A 16,678-nucleotide genomic window follows, 5' to 3' on the forward strand; every position below is an offset into this window, starting at 1 on the left:
CTCCGGGGCTGCGCCAGCTCCGCCGCGGCGTCCTGCCTCCAAATTCAAAACCACTTGCAATTTGATCCGTATTATCCCAATGTTGCTCTCTGCCGCCTGACAGCAGAGAGCGGCAACAGCGTGATTGAAAATGCCAACCGGCGCGCGGCATAGGGAGACGAGTCATGGCGCAAGCGAAGCAGAGTGCAAGCATCATCATCAACGACGACTGGCGCCGCTGGATCGGCGAAAACCTGGCGCTCGACGCCACGCCGCAAGACCTGTTCAACGTCCTGGTCGCGCAAGGCGTCTCTGCAGGCGAGGCGCAGCGCGAAGTGCAGGCTGCGCTGGCCAGTCCCTACCTGCTGGGCGCGCGCCAGGCCGGCCAGCGCCTCAAGAACCGCCTGAAGAAGCATGACTGGGTGCTCGACATCTATCGCACCCTGAACCGGCAGACTGCCGGCAGCGGCGTGATTGAACGCCGCCACCGCCTGTCGCGCGAGGAGTTCTATCGTCAGTATTATCTGTTGAACAAGCCAGTGATCATCACTGGCATGCTGGATGACTGGCCGGCGCTGACGAAATGGAATTTCGATTTCCTGCGCGCCCATTTCGGCGCGCGCGAAGTCGAAGTGCAGATGGGGCGTTCGCAGGACGCCAACTATGAAATCAATTCCAGCCAGCACAAGCGCAAGATGCCGCTGGCAAGCTATCTGGACATGATCGAGGGCGCCCAGGAGAGCAACGATTTCTACATGACGGCGAATAATTCGTCGTCCAATCGCCAGGCGTTGGCGGAGTTGTGGCAGGACATCGGCCGTCTGCCGGAATACCTGAACCCGGATTCGGTGGACGACGGTTTTCTCTGGCTGGGGCCGAAAGGCACGCGTACGCCGTTTCACCACGACCTGACCAATAACTTCATGGCGCAGGTGGCCGGCCGCAAGCGCGTCAGGCTGATTCCCGCTTGCGAACTGGCGTACGTCTATAACCACCATCATTGCTATTCGCCGGTCGACGGCGCCGCCATCGACTACGAGCGCTTTCCGCTGATGCGCAATGCGCAGCTGCTCGAATGCGAACTGGCCGCAGGCGAACTGCTGTTCCTGCCGGTCGGCTGCTGGCACTACGTGGAAGGATTGGAGGCAAGCATCACCGTGTCGCTGATCAACTTCCAGCCGGATAATAATTTCGGCGCTTTCTATTCGACCTACGACGAGCTCTAGGGCCTGTCCCCATTTGATTTGGGAGTGCGAACGCGCGGCCGGCATGTGATGCCGGCAGCCGTTCCCGGAGGGTTCAAGCCAAAACGTGCGCTGGCCGCGTTGCATGGCTTGCTGGGGCTTCAGCCCCAGCTACGCCACGCGCCTTGCCAGCACACATTTTGGCTTGAACGCATCTCCCAAATCAAATGGGGACAGGCCCTAGCGTCGTCTCATGTATCGCTTTTGCGGGGAAAAAGGCGAACATGGCGTTTGCCTATCTAAGACCACATGCATACATCTGAAAAAGTGGTATCGCAGCTGCTGTCACACTTTTTTGCACCGCTTTGCCGGCGTCGCCGCAAAGCCCCTTTTCCATATGAGAAAAGCGAGGATCTTTAGAAGATTTGCATTGCTGTACGGAATCAAAATGCAGATGGAATTTTCTTTTCGATTTTGAAAAGCGATAGAATTTTCCGATTGAAAATTCCAGGTTGTTTGCAAGTGGTATGGTATATACGGTAATACTTTTAAACCACTTGACGCTGATTTTTCAGACCTCCATCCTCAGCCCAGCTGCCAGTTAAACATATAACGGACTCAGCTTAGGGAGTGCGCAGGCGCCGGTCGCAACGACCTGCTTCTCGCACATTGTCATTTGATAGAGGAGGAGTGGCGCATGAGAACAACTGTATGCAATACCTTGTTGATGGGATTGATAGGCGGCCTGCTGGCGGGCTGTAGCGATGGCGGTTCGTCGGGAGCAGCGACGGCGACCAGCCTGAAGCAGGTTTCAGCCACCGTGAAATCCAGCGTGCCGGTCTGCGCTCCCGCCTGGAGCGCTTCCGCCGTCTACACCGTCGGCAACCAGGCCAGCTACAGCAGCGTGAACTACACGGCCAACTGGTGGACTCAGGGGAACAATCCCTCCACCAACAATGGCGGCAGCGGCAGCGGACAGCCGTGGACTTCGAACGGCGCCTGCAGCCCAACGCCGACTCCTACGCCAACCCCGACTCCGACTCCCACACCGACCCCGACCCCGACCCCGACACCAACTCCGACGCCTACCCCAACACCGACTCCGACGCCAACGCCAGGTTTTGTGTTCAGCGCATACAAGGACGTCACGGCCGACGCCAACTGGAACACCGGCGCCATGCAAAGCACGATTACCGGCACTTCGCAGCCAGTCACCACCGCCATGCCTGCACATAACAGCACGCTGACCTGGGCCTTCGCCACCGGCGGCTGCGGTGCCGAGACCTGGGCCGGCATCACGCCGGCGATGATCGCCACCAATGTGCAAGCCTTTGTCGCCGCCGGCAAGAAATACATTGTCTCGACCGGCGGCGCGGCAGGCTCATTCACCTGTACCTCGGATGCCGGTTTCGATACCTTCATCAATACGTACAGTTCCGCCAACCTGGTCGGCATCGATTTCGATATCGAAGACGGCCAGAGCCAGTCCGACATCAACAACCTGGTGGCGCGGGTGCAGGCGGCCCAGGTCAAGTATCCGAACCTGCGCTTCAGCTTCACCATCGCCACGCTGGCGACCAGCCAGAGCGGTTCCTCGGTGGCGGTGGACATGGGCTCGGCTTCGCCTAATCCACTCGGTTCGATGGGGATAGCGGTGATGCAGGCGATCCAGTCGGCCGGCCTGAAGAACTACTACGTCAACCTGATGACGATGGACTACGGTTCGGCCACGGCGGTCAACTGCGTGCTTAGCGGCGGCGTCTGTCAGATGGGGCAGTCGGCGATCCAGGCAGCGATGGACTTCCGCGGTTTCTACAAGGTGCCGTATAGCCAGATCGAGCTGACGCCGATGATAGGCGCCAACGATACCCCGGGCGAAACCTTTACCCTGGCCGATACCGACACCTTGTCGGCCTGGGCCAAAGCCAACGGCCTGGCCGGCCTGCACCACTGGTCGTTCGACCGCGACACCGGCGTGACTTACACCAACCGCTTCATCTCGGATCTCGGCCTCTGATCCGCTGCTGATTGCCTTGTCGTCAAGCCGGCTCGCAAGAGCCGGCTTTTTTCATGGCGCCGGCCGGCGCGATCCGCAATGCCTTGCATGGCAGGCGTCAGGCGTATCTGATGCTTGCCTATTTTGTTGTATACATGGGATTGGACTTGCGACATCATATTCCTCACGCCGCACGGCGGGCGCGGCGCGAAACGCCGTTGTCCGCTGAAGCCGATGCGCCAGGAAAAGCCATGTTCAATTTCGATCCCAATCACTATCCCTATGCCTCCCGCCGCAGCGCGGTCTACGCCAGGCGCGGCATGGTGGCGACCTCGCAGCCGCTGGCGGCGCAAGCCGGGCTGGCAGTGCTGCAGGCCGGCGGCAACGCCATCGATGCGGCGATCGCTACCGCCGCCGCGCTGACCGTGGTCGAGCCGACCGCCAACGGCATCGGCGGCGACGCTTTTGCGCTGATCTGGCGCCAAGGCAAGCTGCATGGCTTGAACGCCAGCGGCGCCGCGCCGCAGGCGATCTCGATCGCCAAGCTCAGCGCCGCCGGCCATCAAAGCATGCCGAAGTACGGTCCGCTGCCGGTCACCGTGCCTGGCGCGCCGGGCGCATGGGCCAACATGGCCGAGCGCTTCGGCAGCTTGCCCTTGCCGCAGTCCATGGCCGGCGCGATTGCGCTGGCGCAGGACGGCTATCCGCTGTCGCCGATGGTCGCCTTTGCCTGGCAGCAGGCCCACGCCTTGTTCCGGCGGGAGTTCAAGGAGCCGCACTTTCAATCCTGGTTCGACACTTTCAGCATCGAGGGCAGGGCGCCGCGCGCCGGCGAAATCTGGCGCTCGCAGGGACATGCCGATACGCTGCGCGCCATCGCGGCTGACGGCGCCGCCGGCTTTTACCGCGGCGCCCTGGCGGACAAGACCGCGGCCTTCGTGCGCGCGGCCGGCGGCTGCCTCGATGCCGCCGACCTGGCGGCGTACCGGCCGCAGTGGGTCGATCCCATCAGCTGCAACTATCGCGGCTACGATGTCTGGGAAATTCCGCCCAACGGCCATGGCCTGGTGGCTTTGCTGGCCTTGAATATCCTGCAAGGCTTCGACTTCAGCCAGCGCGACAGCTTGCTGACTTACCACCGCCAGATCGAAGCGATCAAGCTGGCTTATGCCGACGGCCTGGCGCATATCGCCGACAGCGGCCACATGCGGGTGTCGGTGCAGGACTTGCTGTCGGCAGCCTATGCCGACGAACGGCGCAAGCTGATCGGCGCGCGGGCGGCATGGCCGCAGGCCGGGCAGCCGTCGCGCGGCGGCACCGTCTACCTCAGCACTGCCGACGACCAGGGCAATATGGTGTCCTTCATCCAGAGCAACTACATGGGCTTCGGTTCGGGCCTGGTGGTGCCGGGAACCGGCATTGCGCTGCATAACCGCGGCAACAATTTCACGCTGGATGCATCCCATCCCAACTGCCTGGCGCCGGGCAAGCGGCCGTATCACACGATCATTCCGGGATTCCTGACCAGGGATGGCGAGGCGGTCGGGCCGTTTGGCGTGATGGGCGGCTTCATGCAGCCGCAAGGGCACGTGCAGATGGTCATGAACACGGTGGATTTCGGACTCAATCCGCAATCGTCGCTGGATGCGCCGCGCTGGGAATGGGAGAGCGGCAATAACGTCAGCATCGAGCATTCCACCGCCGAGCATCTGCTGCGCGGCTTGCGCGGCCTCGGGCACGAGGCGTCGTGGTCGGCCAATCAGCTCGGTTTCGGCCGCGGCCAGATCATCTGGCGCGACCGCCACGGCGTACTGTGCGGCGGCACCGAGCCGCGCACCGACGGCTGCATCGCGGCCTGGTAGCGCCTGCCGCCGCGCCGCCTTGCTACAATCGCGCGTCTGCCGGTTTGCACCACACACCTATCAAGAAGGAAAGAAAAATGCCTGAAGCAGTAGACCTTACCCGTATCTGTCCGGTGATCATGACGCCTAGCCATGACGGAAAATTTTTCCGCAACTATGTGATGTCTCTATTGAATTTTACGGTGGAGGCCGAACGCTGCGGCATGCCGATGCAGGTGGTCATGCACCAGGGCGAAAGCCTGGTGACGCGGGCGCGCAACAACTGCGTCGCCGATTTTCTCGCCAACCCGCAATGGACGCATCTGTTCTGGATCGACGCCGACATCGGTTTTTCCGCCGAGGCGGCGTTCCGCTTGCTGCGTTCAGGCTACGACATCGCCGCCGGCGTCTATCCGCTCAAGCACGAAACCTGGCCTGAGGAAGGTCTGCCGCAGGGCACGACCCGGCAGCAATTCGAAGCGACCTATGCCCGTTACACCGTCAACGCCAAGGTTGCCGACGGCAGCAAGCAGGTCAGGCTGGAAGTGCAGGCCGACGGTTTCATGCGCATGGAAGAAGCGCCGACCGGCTTCATGGTGATCAAGCGCAGCGTGTTCGAGCGGCTGATCGCTAGCTACCCTGAGCTCAACTATGTGCCCGACAGCATCGGTGTTCCCGACCGCGGGCTGCACTACCGCTTCTTCGACGTCATGGTCGATCCGGAGACGCGCCGCTATCTGTCGGAAGATTATGGTTTCTGCCGGCTATGGTCAGGGCTGGGCGAGTCCATCTATATCGATGCCAATTCCAACCTGAGCCACCAGGGCTCCAAGCTGTACACGGGCGACTTCGCCAATTCCCTGCGGACTTCCTTGCCTTACGCGATAGGCGCGCCGGAAGGCACGCAGATGCAGCTCACCGGGCTGGAATATCTGCGTTCCAATCCCTTGTTCTGAGCAAAATCGTAACCTGGTTTTCGTCGCGCTTAAGCTACATAGCTAACTGGGGTCAGGAGCTAACTGGGGTCAGAGTGAACTTTCTGCGCGCTTTTTGCAGAAACTTCACTCTGACCCCACTTAGCGGGCCACGGAGTGCATGCCTCGTTGTTAGAAAATGCAATGATGAATGCTCCCCTTCTTTCTCTGAATCCGTCATGCGGGGTCGGAGTCAAGTTTCGCGATAAAGCACCGCGAAAGTTGACTCCGACCCCACATGACTCTGCCCGGCGGCTGTGCTTCCCAACGACTACAACTGGGAATTGGTGGTGGCGCTGAACTTGGTGTTCAGATTGGTTTCCAGGTTGCCGATGGCTTTTTCCAGGATGCTGAAGATCTGCGCCCGGTCGGCGGCGGTGCTCAAGTCCAGCGTGGCGCTGGCGGTCACGCCGGCGCTGGCCAGGGCGCTGTTGAACGCGGTTTGCGCCTGCGCGGCCGAAATGTAGACTGAAGTCCCGGTGCTGTTGACATACGCCAGCGTCTGGAACACGTTCGAGAACACGGTTTCCAGCGCCGGCATGCTGAAGGCGACATGGTTGGCCGGCGTCGTGAAGGTCGTGGCGCTGGTGGTCGGGATCGGGTTGCCGTACAGCTGGTCGAGGTAATAGCGCACCTGATACGGATATTGCTGATAGGTGTCGGTCGCGCCCCACACCGAGCTGTAGGCGTTGACGCTGCTGACCGTCGCTGCGGTCGCCGTGGCTCCCAGTTTGCTGTAGCTGGTCATCAGGGTGCCGTAGTAACCCTGGTTGTAGGCGACATTCAGCAAGACGTCGAGGAAATTGCCAGGCAGCTTGGTGAAGTTGGCCAGCGTATTGTCATAGTAAGGCTGCCATGGCGTCGTCCAGCCGCCGGCGCCCTTGCCGGTGAGGATCAGGGCGACAAAGTCGTTGTAATGGAAATATGCGGTCAGCATCGGACCGTAGTATTTATTGTTGAACGAAGGCGGCGTCACCTTGGTGTATTGCTGGGCCGCGGTGGCCATGGTGTAGCCGATGTTTTTCTGGATGGCGACGTAGTTGATCAGCGAATGGCCGGCCGGCGCATAGGAGCCGGAAACCATGTCGGCGGCGTAGTTGTTGATCTGGTAGGGGCCGCCCTGGCCGGCGCCCATCACGGCTTGCTGGTCCGGCGACGGATCGATCAGGCTGCCGCTGCTGGCGTACAGCCCGGTCTCGATATTTTCCTGCAGCAGCTGGCCCATGATCGAGCCGTACATGTAGTCCTTCTGGAACTGCATGCCCGGGTAGTACTGCTGCACCAGGTGGCCATACATGACGCCGGCGATGATGTTCGACATGATCAGGTCATTGTAGTTGCCGCCATCCAGGACCAGCTGGTCCTGGGCGCTGCCGGCGCCCAGCAGCAGGTGATAGTTGATGGTGCCGGTGGTGCTGCCAGGCGTGGTTGGCGGCGGATTCACCGGAGGCGGCGTGACTGGCGGCGGGGTGGGCGTGCCGCTGCCGCATACGCCGGTGGAAGTCCATGGTTTGCCGCTGCCGCTGCCGCCGCTGTCGGTAACCGGGTCGTTGCCCTGGGTCCACCAGTTGGCAGTGTAGTTGGTGCTGTTGGCGCTGGCGCTGTTGCCGCCGACATAGATGGTGCTGGCGTTCCAGGCGGGGGCGCAGGCGGCTGTACTGGCTGATGCGCTGGCTGATGCGCTGGCCTTGCCGGTGGCGGCAATCTGCTTCTGGCTGGCGCCGCCGGCATCGCTCGAGCCGCCGTCGCCGCAGCCTGCCAGCATGCTGCCGATCGCGGTGCACAGCACGGTGCTGACTATTCTTGTTTTCATGCATGTCTCCTGTGTCGAATGGGGAAGTGCGTGAAACCAGATAGTTTCCGCACGCCAACTAATCCGGGCCGAGGATGAGGGCAGTGAAATTGCGCGTCAAGTGGTTTGCACGGGTTTTTACAGTGACCATACCAGTTGCAAAGCGGTATTGACTTTCATTCGTGGCGGGTGTCGATTTAAGTCACAAATGGCATGCTGGGCGAGGTAAAATTATTTCTATTCGGCAATGAATGGGTTTTTGTGAAGATATCTTCTTGATAATCTTTCGATGGATTTCCTTACCGCTGGAGAAAGCGCGCGCTTGTTTGGCGACAGACAGGTGTAATACCACTTTTTCATTTTTTTGCTTGTGGTCTTAGGGCTTTTGCAGAGGATCCTTGCCGGGCAGGCGATGCCAGTCATGAAAACAATCCGCCAATGACGGAGTGTGGCAATATGCCGGATATTTCCCTGTCGACATATTTCTCAATCGGCTCGTTTACGCGGCAGGGCTGAGCCTATCGTCTTACAGAACAGAAGGTTTCTTTCATGCGAGCAGCATCTTTTCTCCGCAATCTCCTTGGCGCGCTGTTCCTGCTCGCTTGCGCAGCAGCGTCGGCGCAAAGCACTTACCGCACCGCCGGCAACTGCGACGGCTTTCCGCGTCTCGACCTCAAGGTCGCCAAGGGCATGTGCATGGGGCTGGTCGCCGATCACCTCGGCTTTGTGCGCGGGGTGGCCGCGATCGCTCAGGATATCTATGTGCTGGACATGGGCGGCTGGGCCAGCAAGCGCGGCCGCCTGCTGCACCTGAACCTGAAGCAGAAGGGCCAGCCGGAAGTGCTGCTGAGCCAGCTTGACATGCCGAATGGGATCGTCGCTACCCCGGACAAGAAGCTGCTGATCGGCATGCACGGCCGCATCGTCCGCATCGACCCTGCCGCCAGGAATCTGCTTGGCAGCGCCCAGGATATCGTCGTCAACCTGCCAACCACCGGCCGCCATCCGCTGACGGCGATGGCGCTCGGCGCCGACGGTGCGCTGTACATCAATGTCGGTTCCGCCACCGACAATTGCGAAAGCCGGCCCGACCAGCCCGGCAAGTCGGATTCGCCTTGCCCCGAGATCAAGGAGACGCCGCCGCGCGCCAGCGTGCTGCGCGCCAGCCTGACAAACGCCCATCTGCCGCTGGATGCGCGCGCGCTGCCGGTGCACGCGCGCGGCTTGCGCAACAGCATGGCGCTGGCGCTCACCGCCAACGGCACGCTGGTGGCCGCCACCAATTCGCGCGACAACATCACTGTCGCCGATCCCAAGCTATCCGACGCCGAGCTGCCGCACGACACCCTCAGCTGGCTCAGCGCCGGCGCCGATTACGGCTGGCCCTATTGCTTCGACAAGCTCAGGACCAGCCCGGAATATCCAGGATTCGACTGCCGCGCCAAGACGCCGCCCGGCCGCCTTCTGCCGCCCCATGCGGCGCCGCTGGGCATGCTGATCTACAACGGCAAAAGCCTGCCGGCGCTGAACGGCCACCTGATCATCGGCTATCACGGCTACCGCGCCGCCGGCCACCGGCTGGTCAGCCTGGCTCTCGATGCGGCTTATCAGCCGGTGGGCGAGCCGCGCGATCTGGTGGCGGGATGGAACTACCGGCACGGCGGCTATCCGATGGGCGCGCCGGTGGCGCTGGCCACGCTGGAAGATGGGAGCCTGGTGATCACCGAGGACAGGAACGGGACGTTGTTGCGCTTGGCGCCTGACTGACCCAGCAGTGACATCTGCTTTAATCGAAGGCAAGTTCCTGAGCCTTTAACCACAAACCGCTGTCCTAGATAAGAGAGCAACAGCCATGGCACATTCCACCATTGAACGCTGGCACGAGATTGTCAGGTCGCGCGACATCACTGCCTTGAAAGCATTGCTCGCCGATGATGTGGTCTTCGAATCACCGGTTGTTCACACGCCCCAAAACGGCAATGCGATCACAATCAAATACCTTGCCGCCGGCTTGCATGTCTTGAATAACGGCAGCTTCGAATATTTGAATGAATGGCTCGGACCGCATTCCGCGGTGCTGGAGTTCCAGTCAAGCTGCGACGGCATCCTGATCAACGGTGTGGACATGATCACGTGGAACGACGAGGGCCTGATTACACACTTTAAGGTGATGATCCGCCCGCTAAAGGCTGTCAACAAAATCCACGAATTGATGGGCAGAATGCTCCAGCCTGAAGCAGCACAACAACGGTAAGCAACAACGGCCGACCTGCTGTGGCGGCTTATTCCGGCACGGCTCGAACCGGCCCGGTGCAGAGTTATCTGGACGGTTGTCGAAGATAACGAGCTACACAAAGCAACGAAAGCATTCCTTATCGAGCGTGGCCAAGTTGTGGAAGCCGTGGATTGAACATGGCTTGTAGCTTGGTGACGACAAAACCCACGATGGATGATCAACTTACCCCGAGAAGGAATACGGCATGAAAGATATATTCAAATCACTCATCTGCACCCCATTGATTTTTCGCGCTTCAGCGATGCCTCAGTCCGCATCGGCTGTCGAGACGAACTCTGCCGAGGACGTCGTCCAGAAACAGCTCGATGCCTACAATGCGCGCGACATAGATGCCTTCCTTGCCACGTATGCGGACGAGGTCGAGCTTTTTGGATTTCCGAACACACCGTCGGCGAAGGGAAAGGAGGAAATGCGCAAGCGCTATACGATACGGTTCAGCGACACGCTTTTGCATTGCCTCATCGTAAAGCGCATTGTCATGGGGAATACCGTCATCGACCACGAGCGCGTTCGCGTCACGCTGCCTGAAGGACCGGGCGTCATGGAGGCGATTGCAATTTATGAAGTTCACGATGGAAAAATCGCCAAAGTAACATTTATTTCCGGGGAAAAAACACCAGGCGCCAAGTTGTAAGCTGATGAATGGCCGACGCATCGCGGCCAGAAGCGGCCGGTCGCAAGTCCTCGCTCAATATTGAAAAATCATGACTACTCTCGAAACGAAGCGGTTGAAGCTGATCCCACTTTCCGACGAACACCTTGCTGGCTTAACAGCGATGAATGGGACCTGCTGCCGGCGGACGGTGCGCGCCGGGTATCCTCTTAGTTCCGATACGGGAAAACACTGAGCTTACGTACTGATATGAGCGACGTTCATAGGGAAGCGCTACGCTCAGGTCCAGCGGCCAATACATTGCACACATCCCTCTCGAAATCACCTGCCACGGGGAGGTAGATTCCAGTCGGGGGGGGCGAGCACGATTTCGGTAGTCAACGTTAGTCCGGTCGACCTCTTTGGCGTAGGTCCTGGCTTCTTCGCTTTGGGTTAAGCCCGCAGCCAATGCTTGAGTGCGGACGGCTACTTCCGCTTTTGGCCGCATATTTGTTGAAAGACTAGCGTCGCCACGCACCGGCGACGCTAGCGCAGCAGGCCTTGTCTGTCCTTGAGCCAGACAAGGCCGCAGCCGGCATTACGCGAGATCGAAGCGGTCCGCGTTCATGACCTTGACCCAAGCCGCGACGAAGTCCTTGGCGAACTTCTCCTTGGCATCCACAGCTGCATAGACCTCGGCATAAGCCCGCAGCACCGAGTTGGAACCGAAGATCAGATCGTTGCGCGTGCCTGTGTACTTGACCGCGCCGGTCTTGCGGTCGCGTCCTTCGAACAATTCGGCCTCGCTGTCGACGGCTTTCCACTCCAGGTCCATGTCCAGAAGATTGACGAAGAAGTCGTTGCTGAGTACGCCGACCTTGTCGGTGAACACACCGTGCTTGCTACCATCAAAGTTGGCGCCAAGTACCCGCAGGCCACCGACCAGCGCGGTGAGCTCCGGTGCAGTCAGCGTCAGCAACTGGGCCCGGTCGACCAGCAACGCTTCGGTCGCAGCACTGGACTTGCCTGTATTGTAGTTGCGGAAACCATCGGCGAGCGGTTCCAGCACGGCAAAGGCCTCGACATCCGTCTGTTCCTGCTTGGCGTCGGTGCGGCCGGGTGCGAAGGGCACCTCGATCGAGATCCCGCCCGCCTTGGCCGCCTGTTCAACACCAACGCCGCCGGCGAGCACAATCACGTCAGCCAGCGAGGCCTTGCCCGACGCCTTCTGAATGTCGGCCAGCTTTGGCAACACACGCACTGCCGTCGCGTTGACTGCCCAATCCTTCTGAGGAGCCAGAGCCAGGCGCGCGCCATTGGCGCCGCCGCGTTTGTCGCCGCCACGGTAGGTGGAGGCGGAAGCCCAGGCCACCGACACCAACTCGGCTACCGATAGACCAGAGGCTGCGATCTTGGCCTTGATATCGGCAATGTCGGCCGCTGATGGCTGGTGCGTCGCAGCCGGCAACGGGTCTTGCCAGATCAGATCTTCCTGCGGCACTTCGGGGCCGAGGTAACGTGCCTTTGGGCCCATGTCACGGTGGGTCAGCTTGAACCAGGCGCGCGCAAACGCGTCAGCGAAGGCTTGTGGGTCTTCGTAAAAACGTTTGGAAATCTTGCCGAATTCCGGGTCGAAGCGCAGGGTCAGGTCGGTGGTCAGCATGGTGGGCTTGTGGAACTTGCCTTGCACATGCGCGTCGGGAATGATGTCCTCGGCATTCTTGGCCACCCACTGTTTGGCGCCGGCCGGCGAATGGGTGAGTTCCCAGTCGTACTTGAACAGGTTTTCGAAGAAGTTGTTGCTCCACAATGCCGGGGTTTTGGTCCAGGTCACTTCCAGGCCGCTGGACACGGCGTCTTTGCCGTGGCCGCTGCCAAAGTTGCTGTTCCAGCCCAGGCCCTGGGCTTCGATGCCTGCGCCTTCCGGTTCGGGGCCCTTGTGCGATTCGGGCGCGGCGCCGTGCGCCTTGCCGAAGGTGTGTCCACCTGCGATCAAGGCGACAATTTCCTCATCGTCCATGGCCATGCGGTTGAAGGTGGCGCGGATGTCCTTGGCCGCAGCCATGTAGTCGCCGCTGGCGTTCGGACCTTCCGGGTTCACGTAGATCAGGCCCATGTGGGTGGCCGCAAGGTTGCTGTCCAGTTCGCGATCGCCGTGGAAACGCTTGTCGGTCCCCAGCCAGGTGGTCTCGGCGCCCCAGTTCACATCCAGGTCCGGTTCCCACACGTCTTCACGGCCGCCGGCAAAGCCAAAGGTGCGGAAGCCCATGGACTCCAGCGCCACATTGCCGGCCAGGATGAAAAGGTCGGCCCAGGAGATTTTCTGGCCATATTTTTGCTTGATCGGCCACAGCAGGCGGCGCGATTTATCAATATTGACGTTGTCCGGCCACGAATTGAGCGGTGCGAAACGCTGTTGTCCACGACCACCGCCGCCTCGACCGTCGAGGGTGCGATAGGTACCGGCCGAATGCCAGGCCATGCGGATGAACTGCGGACCATAGTGACCAAAATCGGCCGGCCACCAGCTCTGGCTGTCGGTCATGAGTTTGATCAGATCTGCCTTGAGCGCCTTGTAGTCGAGTTTCTTGAACTCTTCAGCGTAGTCAAACTTCTCGCCCAAGGGATTGGACTTGTTGGAATGCTGGTTCAGCACATCAACGCGCAGCTGGTTCGGCCACCAGTCTTTGTTCGTTGTGCCGCCACCGGCGGGGTGGAAAGGGCATTTGGCTTCAGTTGACATGGGGATCTCCTTTGTCGTGGGTAAGTTAGGTGACTACAACATCTCTTTGATCAGGCCGTTCGGGCCAACAGTTTGTAAACGTTGATTATGGCCTATTGCTGCGTCTTTATCCCGAGTGGGATCTGCTGCAATGCTTGGACCGCTGCCAATAGCAATGGCCGCCACCGCGATGGCCGCTAGACATAAAGCTGGCAGCCCGATATGGCGCCCGGGAAGTGAAATATTTTTCATGCGGCGTCTCCTGATTATCGAATAGCGCATTCATAGTAATTTCAATTCGATGATATATGAAATTAATTATTTTCATTAAATTGATAGCTATATGTAATCAATCGCTCGACTTAGGCTGAAGTAGTCCGAGTCATTCGACCATCGGCATCTGATCGCCTCTGGCTACAATCAGATCAAGTGCAGCGCGCCCCGCCTGCCGGGGCGCGTTGTGTTGTGACACTCACTTCAGTCGCAGCGCCGAAGCTGCGATCGCCACAAACGACTCGAAGCACGAGACGAGTTTGTCGCAGCGGGTCCTTCACACTTAAAATAAATCCCCTCGCCAACGGCCGCTTTTCTGGATCGTCTGGATGTGTATCTTAAAAACCTTCAATCTGTGGAGACGAAAAGTGCAGGAAAGAAAAAATAACGCGGCGAACAATGCTGATGCCAGCGACCGCGAAATCATCATGTCGCGTTTGATAGACGCGCCGCGCGAATTGGTATGGGAGGCGATGACCAAACCTGAACATGTCGTGCATTGGTGGGGTCCGAATGGGTTTACTAACACGCTGGAGAAACTGGATTTTCGCGTGGGAGGCGAGTGGCACCATGTCATGCACGGGCCGGATGGACGAGATTACCCCAGCCGCAGCGTCTATACCGCGATCGACAAACCTCACCACATCGAGTTTTGCACCGGCGGCACATACAAGGGCGACCCGAAGGCCATGTTTGAGGCGATGTGGACGTTCGAGGCAGTGGGCGGACAAACCAAAGTGACGATCCGTCTGTTTTTTCCTACTGCGCAGGCACGCAATATGGCGGTAGAGCGAATTGGTGCGATTGAAGGCGGCAACCAAACTCTGGCGCGGCTTGCCGGCTATGTAATCAAAACTTGAACACGGAGAAAATCATGAGAAAAATCGTTTCGTTTGTACATGTGTCACTGGATGGTTTTGTTGCTTCCACTGCGAAGGGCCCGGCGGGCCTCGGCTGGATAAGTATAAGCACCGATTTGTTTGAATACGTGGAGCAGCGGATTAAGCAGACCGACACAGCATTATACGGGCGTACCACCTTCGAGATGATGGAGTCGTACTGGCCAACTGCTGCCGATAAGCCTGACGCCAGCCCGCATGACCATGAACATTCACGCTGGTATAAATCCGCACGCAAAGTGGTGTTGTCGAAAACTTTGTCGGAAAAAAGTCACGTTAATACGCAAATCATCAGTAGCAATGTAAGCGATGAAATCAACAAGCTCAAGCACAGCTCGGGCAGCGAGATCTTGATGTTTGGCAGCCCCTCCGCCACTCACGCGCTGATGACGGAAAACCTCATCGACGAGTACTGGCTATTCGTCAATCCGATACTGCTGGGGCAAGGTATTCCCTTGTTCAAAAATATCAAGGACAAAACCGCACTCATGCTGGTAAATAGTAAAATTTTTCCGTCGGGCGTCGTATGCCTGCAATACGAGGTGAAACGAAATTAATAGTGTAAAGTTGTGATATTCCGTGGCGGTGTAATGGCTATTCGGTTGAATTTTCGCTTAGTGATCACCCCGATTGGCACTCAACTATGGTCCTTTCGGTACCCGACTCGAAGCATGGGCGATGATGAAATAGACCTCAATTAAAAGTCGTTGCTTACTTTGAATGGCCGGTTTGGAGCACGTTGATTGGCCGTAGTGGGTGGCCGAGAGATAGTCGGTACGGGCGGTGCGGACATCCGATTTCGATGCATCCAATTTTTTTGCGGGCGATTCAGAGTTGCGGCTTCGAGGATTGAACTGTCGGTGGCGCCTGAAACGGCTATGTCCGCTTGCCCGTGCAAACCTGACCTACACACTTTTTTGGTCGACGGCCGGGTTTGGGGCGATAACGGCCATCAGTCAAACACAACCACCTGCCGCACCGCCTCTCCAGTATGCAGGCGGTCAAAACCCGCATTGATATCTTCCAGCCGCAAACGGTGGGACAGCAGCAGGTTGACCGGCAGCCGTCCGCCGCGATACAGGCTGATGTATCGCGGCAGATCCCGCACCGGTACGCAGCTGCCGATATAGCTGCCCTTGACCGTGCGTTCCTCCGCCACCAGGCTGACCAGCGGCAGCCCGAACCGGGCGGCGGCGGGCGGCAGGCCGGCGGTGGTGGTGGTGCCGCCGCGGCGCGTGATGCGGTAGGCGGTTTCGAAGGCCTGGATGGAACCGGCGAATTCGAATACATGGTCGGCGCCGCCGCCGGTGGCGTCCCTGACCGCCTCCACGCAGTTCGGGGCGCCGCCGTCAAAGCTCATGGTTGCGCCTAGTCGGGTGGCGAGTTCGCGCTTGCTTGCGGCGAGGTCGATGGCGATCACTTCGCGTGCGCCGGCGGCCAGCGCGCCTATCACTGCGGCCAGGCCGACGCCTCCCAGGCCGACTACCGCGACCGACTGGCCGGCTCGGACCTGGGCTGTGTTGACTACCGCGCCGACGCCGGTCAGGACCGCGCAGCCGAACAGCGCGGCTTCGTCAAACGGCAGAGCAGGGTCGATTTTGACGAGTGAATGGCGTGAAACGACGGCGTATTCGGCGAACGCTGAGCAGCCAAGGTGATGATTGACCGCTTCGCCATGCGCGCTTTCAAGCAGGCGCGCGCCGGACAGCAAGGTGCCGTTGCCGTTGGCCTGGGCGCCGGGCTCGCACAGGGCGGGGCGGCCTTCGCAGCAGGGCGGGCAATGGCCGCAGCTGGGGACGAACACCAGCGCCACGTGATCGCCGAGCTGCAGGTCGGCGACGCCGTCTCCCAGCGCCGCGACTTCGCCGGCGGCTTCGTGGCCGAGCGCCATCGGCAGCGGGCGCGGGCGGTCGCCATTGATGACCGACAGGTCGGAGTGGCACAGGCCGGCGGCGCGGATGCGCACCAGTACTTCGTCGCGCCCGGGCGGCGCCAGTTCGAGTTCTTCGATCGCCAGCGGCTTGGATTCCCGGTAGGGATGCGGCAAGCCGGTCTGGCGCAGTACGGCGGCGCGGATTTTCATATGGTTTCCTCTGTTCCGGCGCTTGCCTCACGCAGCGGCACCCGCAG

Annotated in this window: 13 protein-coding genes; 9 read left to right on the forward strand and 4 right to left on the reverse strand. The window is 59.9% G+C overall.

Annotated features, from left to right (window positions below; translation table 11 throughout):
- Nucleotides 1-164 precede the first annotated feature (164 nt).
- The 4 genes from AC07V8_RS02235 (at nt 165) to AC07V8_RS02250 (ending at nt 5,956) form a co-directional block, all read left to right on the forward strand.
- Entirely contained in the window at nt 165-1,205 is a 1,041-nt protein-coding gene (locus AC07V8_RS02235; RefSeq protein WP_494676844.1) for a cupin-like domain-containing protein, read from the forward strand.
- 655 nt (nt 1,206-1,860) lie between these two features.
- Complete coding sequence (locus tag AC07V8_RS02240) at nt 1,861-3,180, forward strand: carbohydrate-binding protein (RefSeq protein WP_494676843.1); 1,320 nt, start codon at nt 1,861-1,863, stop codon at nt 3,178-3,180.
- Nucleotides 3,181-3,410: 230 nt separating this feature from the next.
- On the forward strand, nt 3,411-5,021 hold the full coding sequence (locus tag AC07V8_RS02245) for a gamma-glutamyltransferase family protein (protein ID WP_494676842.1): 1,611 nt from the start codon (nt 3,411-3,413) through the stop codon (nt 5,019-5,021).
- Between the two features lie 77 nt (nt 5,022-5,098).
- Entirely contained in the window at nt 5,099-5,956 is an 858-nt protein-coding gene (locus AC07V8_RS02250) for a hypothetical protein (protein ID WP_494676841.1), read from the forward strand.
- A 289-nt stretch (nt 5,957-6,245) separates the two neighbouring features.
- Here the strand turns inward: AC07V8_RS02250 and AC07V8_RS02255 are convergent, their stop codons facing one another.
- Nucleotides 6,246-7,787 carry a chitin-binding protein gene (locus AC07V8_RS02255; RefSeq protein ID WP_494676840.1) on the reverse strand — a complete coding sequence of 514 codons (1,542 nt, stop codon included), beginning with the start codon at nt 7,785-7,787 and terminating at the stop codon, nt 6,246-6,248.
- A gap of 528 nt (nt 7,788-8,315) precedes the next feature.
- Here AC07V8_RS02255 and AC07V8_RS02260 point away from each other — a divergent pair.
- The 3 genes from AC07V8_RS02260 to AC07V8_RS02270 all read left to right on the forward strand — a co-directional run bounded on the left by AC07V8_RS02260 (nt 8,316) and on the right by AC07V8_RS02270 (nt 10,696).
- A complete protein-coding gene (locus tag AC07V8_RS02260; RefSeq protein WP_494676839.1) occupies nt 8,316-9,533 on the forward strand; it encodes a PQQ-dependent sugar dehydrogenase in 1,218 nt (405 codons plus the stop codon).
- An 85-nt stretch (nt 9,534-9,618) separates the two neighbouring features.
- The gene (locus AC07V8_RS02265; protein ID WP_494676838.1) at nt 9,619-10,020 is read left to right on the forward strand and encodes a nuclear transport factor 2 family protein; all 402 of its coding nucleotides are present in this window, start codon (nt 9,619-9,621) and stop codon (nt 10,018-10,020) included.
- Between the two features lie 226 nt (nt 10,021-10,246).
- On the forward strand, nt 10,247-10,696 hold the full coding sequence (locus AC07V8_RS02270) for a nuclear transport factor 2 family protein (RefSeq protein ID WP_494676837.1): 450 nt from the start codon (nt 10,247-10,249) through the stop codon (nt 10,694-10,696).
- A gap of 556 nt (nt 10,697-11,252) precedes the next feature.
- Here AC07V8_RS02270 and katG read toward each other — a convergent pair.
- Both katG and AC07V8_RS02280 read right to left on the reverse strand, forming a co-directional pair.
- The gene (gene katG / locus AC07V8_RS02275) at nt 11,253-13,397 is read right to left on the reverse strand and encodes a catalase/peroxidase HPI (protein WP_494676836.1); all 2,145 of its coding nucleotides are present in this window, start codon (nt 13,395-13,397) and stop codon (nt 11,253-11,255) included.
- A 33-nt stretch (nt 13,398-13,430) separates the two neighbouring features.
- Nucleotides 13,431-13,628 (reverse strand): hypothetical protein, encoded by a 198-nt coding sequence (locus AC07V8_RS02280; protein WP_494676835.1) that lies wholly within the window; start codon nt 13,626-13,628, stop codon nt 13,431-13,433.
- Between the two features lie 350 nt (nt 13,629-13,978).
- On the opposite strand from AC07V8_RS02280, the gene AC07V8_RS02285 reads away from it, so the two are divergent.
- Nucleotides 13,979-14,509: an SRPBCC domain-containing protein gene (locus tag AC07V8_RS02285; RefSeq protein ID WP_494676834.1), complete on the forward strand. Its 531-nt coding sequence runs from the start codon at nt 13,979-13,981 to the stop codon at nt 14,507-14,509.
- 14 nt (nt 14,510-14,523) lie between these two features.
- Complete coding sequence (locus AC07V8_RS02290) at nt 14,524-15,105, forward strand: dihydrofolate reductase family protein (RefSeq protein WP_494676833.1); 582 nt, start codon at nt 14,524-14,526, stop codon at nt 15,103-15,105.
- A 395-nt stretch (nt 15,106-15,500) separates the two neighbouring features.
- Here the strand turns inward: AC07V8_RS02290 and AC07V8_RS02295 are convergent, their stop codons facing one another.
- Nucleotides 15,501-16,631, reverse strand: a complete 1,131-nt coding sequence (locus AC07V8_RS02295) for a zinc-dependent alcohol dehydrogenase family protein (RefSeq protein ID WP_494676832.1) — start codon at nt 16,629-16,631, stop codon at nt 15,501-15,503.
- Between the last annotated feature and the right edge of the window lie 47 nt (nt 16,632-16,678).

Source organism: Collimonas sp. GW821-FHT02H07 (genome assembly GCF_059421505.1).

What these genes read in the sequence shown, in the direction of transcription:
- katG (WP_494676836.1), bottom strand. Translation starts at nt 13,397, where the DNA reads ATGTCAACTGAAGCCAAATGCCCTTTCCACCCCGCCGGTGGCGGCACA.
- AC07V8_RS02295 (WP_494676832.1), bottom strand. Translation starts at nt 16,631, where the DNA reads ATGAAAATCCGCGCCGCCGTACTGCGCCAGACCGGCTTGCCGCATCCC.
- AC07V8_RS02270 (WP_494676837.1), top strand. Translation starts at nt 10,247, where the DNA reads ATGAAAGATATATTCAAATCACTCATCTGCACCCCATTGATTTTTCGC.
- AC07V8_RS02235 (WP_494676844.1), top strand. Translation starts at nt 165, where the DNA reads ATGGCGCAAGCGAAGCAGAGTGCAAGCATCATCATCAACGACGACTGG.
- AC07V8_RS02255 (WP_494676840.1), bottom strand. Translation starts at nt 7,787, where the DNA reads ATGAAAACAAGAATAGTCAGCACCGTGCTGTGCACCGCGATCGGCAGC.
- AC07V8_RS02285 (WP_494676834.1), top strand. Translation starts at nt 13,979, where the DNA reads ATGTGTATCTTAAAAACCTTCAATCTGTGGAGACGAAAAGTGCAGGAA.
- AC07V8_RS02290 (WP_494676833.1), top strand. Translation starts at nt 14,524, where the DNA reads ATGAGAAAAATCGTTTCGTTTGTACATGTGTCACTGGATGGTTTTGTT.
- AC07V8_RS02260 (WP_494676839.1), top strand. Translation starts at nt 8,316, where the DNA reads ATGCGAGCAGCATCTTTTCTCCGCAATCTCCTTGGCGCGCTGTTCCTG.
- AC07V8_RS02265 (WP_494676838.1), top strand. Translation starts at nt 9,619, where the DNA reads ATGGCACATTCCACCATTGAACGCTGGCACGAGATTGTCAGGTCGCGC.
- AC07V8_RS02245 (WP_494676842.1), top strand. Translation starts at nt 3,411, where the DNA reads ATGTTCAATTTCGATCCCAATCACTATCCCTATGCCTCCCGCCGCAGC.
- AC07V8_RS02250 (WP_494676841.1), top strand. Translation starts at nt 5,099, where the DNA reads ATGCCTGAAGCAGTAGACCTTACCCGTATCTGTCCGGTGATCATGACG.
- AC07V8_RS02240 (WP_494676843.1), top strand. Translation starts at nt 1,861, where the DNA reads ATGAGAACAACTGTATGCAATACCTTGTTGATGGGATTGATAGGCGGC.
- AC07V8_RS02280 (WP_494676835.1), bottom strand. Translation starts at nt 13,628, where the DNA reads ATGAAAAATATTTCACTTCCCGGGCGCCATATCGGGCTGCCAGCTTTA.